This window comes from Acidisphaera rubrifaciens HS-AP3 (assembly GCF_000964365.1).
GTDB classification, from domain to species: domain Bacteria; phylum Pseudomonadota; class Alphaproteobacteria; order Acetobacterales; family Acetobacteraceae; genus Acidisphaera; species Acidisphaera rubrifaciens.
In genome coordinates, this window is sequence record NZ_BANB01000116.1 from 1 (window position 1) to 2,830 (window position 2,830).

1 protein-coding gene is annotated in these 2,830 nt (G+C 72.8%); it reads right to left on the reverse strand.

The features are described 5' to 3' along the window. Nucleotides 1-2,580 (reverse strand): alanine--tRNA ligase (alaS, locus tag B8460_RS04495; RefSeq protein ID WP_048860381.1); only part of this gene is annotated, 2,580 nt, incomplete at its 3' end. Between the last annotated feature and the right edge of the window lie 250 nt (nt 2,581-2,830).

Below are 2,830 nucleotides of genomic sequence, written 5' to 3' on the forward strand. Positions count from 1 at the left end.
GCCGCCCGCCTGCGCCATGTCCGGCCGCCCGCCGCCGCCCTTGCCGCCGACCGCGGCACTCGCGGCGCGCACCAGATCGACGGCGTTGAAGCGCGCCGTCAGGTCGGGCGAGACGCCGATGACGATGCTGGCCTTGCCCTCGGCGGTGGAGACGAGCGCGACGACGCCGCTGCCGAGCTGTTTCTGGATCGCGTCCGCCAGCCCCTTGAGGTCGCGGGCCGGCACCTCGCCGAGGTTGCGGGCAGCGAGCTTCACGCCGGCCACCTCCTCGATCTCCGACGCGCTGCCGCCGGTCGCGAGTTTCTTCTGGAGCTCGGCCACCTGCCGTTCCAGCCGCCGCCGGTCGTCGAGCAGGACGGCGACGCGGTCCGCCACCTCGGCGGGGTTGGCGCGCAGGGCGGCGGCGACCTCGGCCAGCCGCCGTTCCTCCTCGGTCACGTAGGCGAGCGCGCTGTTGGCGCACACCGCCTCGATCCGCCGCACGCCGGCCGAGACGCCGCTTTCGGCCACGATCTTGAACAGGCCGATATCGCCGGTACGGCGGACATGCGTGCCGCCGCACAGCTCGATCGACCAGGCCGGGCGGTTGCCCTCGCCCGCGCCCATTGACACGACGCGCACCTCGTCGCCGTATTTCTCGCCGAACAGGGCCATGGCCCCCTGCTCGACCGCCGCCTCCGGCGTCATCAGCCGGGTCACGACCTCGGCATTCTCGCGGATGCGGGCGTTCACCTCGCCCTCGACCCAGGCGAGGTCGTCGCGGCCGATGGGCGCGTGGTGGGAGACGTCGAAGCGCAGGCGCTCCGGCGCGTTCAGGCTGCCCTTCTGGGCGACATGCGTGCCGAGCCGCTGGCGCAGCGCCTCGTGCAGCAGGTGCGTCGCGGAGTGGTGCGCGCGGATGGCGGTGCGGCGGGCGTGATCGACCTCGGCCAGCACGCTCGCGCCGACGCGTGCGGTGCCGGCCTCGACGCGGCCGAGATGCACGTACAGGTCGGCCAGCCGGCGCTGCGTGTCGGTCACCGCGATGACCAGCCCGTCGGCGCCGGTGATGCGGCCGGTATCGCCCACCTGGCCGCCCGATTCGCCATAGAACGGCGTCTGGTTCAGCAGCACCGCGACCTCGGTGCCGGCGTCGGCCTCGGTCACCGGGACGCCGGCGGCGACGAGCGCGGTGATTTCCGCCTCCGCCGTCTCGGTCGTGTAGCCGAGGAACTCGCTGGCGCCGACGCGCTCGCGCAGGTCGTACCAGACGCGGTCGGTCGCCGCCTCGCCCGAGCCGGCCCAGGCGGCGCGGGCGCGGGCGCGCTGTTCGGCCATCGCCGTCTCGAACCCGGCGAGATCGACGCCCCGCCCCTGCTCGCGCAGCGCGTCCTGCGTCAGGTCGAGGGGGAAGCCATAGGTGTCATAGAGGCGGAAGGCGACCGCGCCGGGCAGCGCCTGACCGTCGCCGAGGCGCGCCGTCTCCTCGGTCAGCAGGCCGAGGCCGCGGTCGAGCATCGCCTTGAATCGCGTCTCCTCCAGCTTCAGCGTCTCGACGATCAGCGCCTCCGCCCGGCCGAGTTCGGGGTAGGCCGCGCCCATCTGGCGGACCAGCGTGGGCACCAGGCGGTACATCAGCGGCTCGACCGCGCCCATCATGTGCGCGTGGCGCATCGCGCGGCGCATGATGCGGCGCAGGACATAGGCGCGCCCCTCGTTGCCCGGCAGCACGCCGTCGGCGATCAGGAAGGCGGACGAGCGGAGGTGGTCGGCGACGACGCGGTGGCTGATGCGGTGCGGCCCGTCCGGGTCCTGACCGGTCGCCTCGGCGCTGGCGAGGATCAGCGCGCGGAAGGTGTCGGTGTCGTAGTTGTCGTGCTTGCCCTGCAGGATCGCGGCGATGCGTTCCAGCCCCATGCCGGTGTCGATCGACGGGCGCGGCAGCGCGATGCGGGTGCCGGGCGGCCCCTCCTCGTACTGCATGAACACGAGGTTCCAGATTTCGATGAACCGGTCGCCGTCGGCATCCGCGCTGCCGGGCGGGCCGCCGGCGACGGACGGGCCGTGGTCATAGAAGATCTCGCTGCACGGGCCGCAGGGGCCGGTGTCGCCCATGCGCCAGAAATTGTCCGACGTCGGGATGCGGATGATGCGGCTGTCGGGCAGGCCGGCGACGCGCTTCCAGATGGCGGCGGCCTCGTCGTCCTCGCTGTAGACGGTCACCAGCAGCCGGTCGGCCGGCAGGCCGTAGTCGCGGGTGATCAGCTCCCACGCATACGGGATGGCGCCTTCCTTGAAGTAGTCGCCGAAGCTGAAATTGCCCAGCATCTCGAAGAAGGTGTGGTGGCGCGCGGTGTAGCCGACATTGTCGAGGTCGTTGTGCTTGCCGCCGGCGCGCACGCATTTCTGCGCCGTGGTGGCGCGCACATAGGGGCGGCGTTCCTGGCCGGTGAAGACGTTCTTGAACTGCACCATGCCGGCGTTGACGAACAGCAGGGTGGGGTCGTTGCGCGGCACCAGCGGCGAGGAGGGCACGTGCGTGTGCCCCTGCCGCACGAAATAGTCGGTGAACGCTGCGCGTATTTCGTTGCTGGTCGCCATGGCCCGCCTTAGCGCACTGGTGCCGAAAAGCAAGGCGGCGCGATGCCCCGGGGGCCGCCGCCGGCCGCCCGCCCCGCCTAGTCGGCCGGCAGTCCCACCGTCCGGCCGGGGATGCCGCCGGCATCGACGTAGCGATAGGAGCGGCCGTCCTGGACCAGCGTGCGGATGGCGAGCGTGGTGCGCCTGCCGGCGGCGTCGGGCGGCGACTGCACCCGCCCGGCGGTGACCGGGGGCGCGGCCGCGGGGCCGT